Source organism: Vibrio sp. Vb0349, from assembly GCF_033338975.1.
In genome coordinates this window covers 1-1,162 of the sequence record NZ_JAWOTS010000339.1, presented here as the reverse complement: position 1 = coordinate 1,162, position 1,162 = coordinate 1, and the positions used below count along the sequence as shown (strand labels likewise).

The following is a 1,162-nucleotide window of genomic DNA, read 5'->3' as shown; positions in this document are numbered from 1 at the left end:
AATGTAATGAGCTACTTGCGACACCTGAATTTACGGCTCGCGGCATCATGCAGCAAATGAACGTCGTAATGGCGGGCACAACCGATGATCCTATTGATTCACTAGAACATCACAAAGTCATCGCAGAAGACGACACCTTTAACGTTAAAGTGCTGCCGAGTTGGCGTCCGGATAAAGCGTTCAAGATTGAATTGGACGTGTTTGCAGATTACATGCACAAACTGGGCGAAGTAGCAGACATTGAGATCCGCCGCTTTGATGATTTATTGAGTGCACTCGATAAACGTTTGGCACACTTCGATGTACATGGCTGTCGTGCGGCAGACCACGGCATTGAGATCGTCCGTTACGCGCCGATCCCAAGCGAGGCTGATTTAGATGCGTTGCTGGCTCGTCGTTTGAATGGCGAAGTATTGTCTGAGCTTGAATGTGCGCAGTTCTCTACCGCGGTTCAAGTTTGGCTCGGTAAACGCTACGCGCAATTGGGCTGGGTCATGCAGTTCCATATTGGCGCGCAGCGCAACAACAGCACACGCATGTTCCAACTACTAGGTGCTGATGCAGGTTTTGACTCGATTGGCGATCGCCCATTTGCTTTTGAGCTGGCACATCTACTGGATGAAATGGACCAAACCAACGAGCTGCCGCGTACTATTCTTTACTGTTTGAACCCTCGTGATAACGAAATGATGGCGACCATGATTGGTAACTTCCAAGGTGGCGGCATCGCGGGCAAAGTGCAGTTTGGCTCGGGTTGGTGGTTCAACGACCAGAAAGACGGCATGCAACGCCAAATGGAACAGCTTTCTCAACTTGGTTTGCTCAGCCAATTCGTCGGCATGTTAACGGACTCGCGCAGCTTCTTGTCTTACACCCGCCACGAATACTTCCGCCGCATCCTGTGTGACATGGTCGGTCGTTGGGCAGAGAACGGCGAAGTTCCAAATGACTTATCGTTGCTTGGCCCTATGGTCGAAGACATCTGTTTTGGTAACGCAAAACGCTACTTTGAAGAGAGGGCGTAACCAATGAAGCACATCGCCATTATTGGTGAATGTATGATTGAGCTGAATGGCAAACCGTTCGGCTCAATGCATCAAACATTTGGTGGGGATACGCTCAACGCTGCGGTTTATTTGAGCCGCGGCTGCGAAGCCAATAG

General features: G+C 50.3%; 1 protein-coding gene and 1 pseudogene. Both read left to right on the top strand.

All coding sequences use genetic code 11. The features are described from left to right. A partial coding sequence (uxaC, locus tag R7Q47_RS25675) for a glucuronate isomerase (RefSeq protein ID WP_318090186.1) occupies positions 1–1,025 on the top strand: 1,025 nt, incomplete at its 5' end. A 3-nt stretch (positions 1,026–1,028) separates the two neighbouring features. Beyond that, positions 1,029–1,162, top strand: a pseudogene (locus tag R7Q47_RS25670) (sugar kinase); the annotation flags it as partial.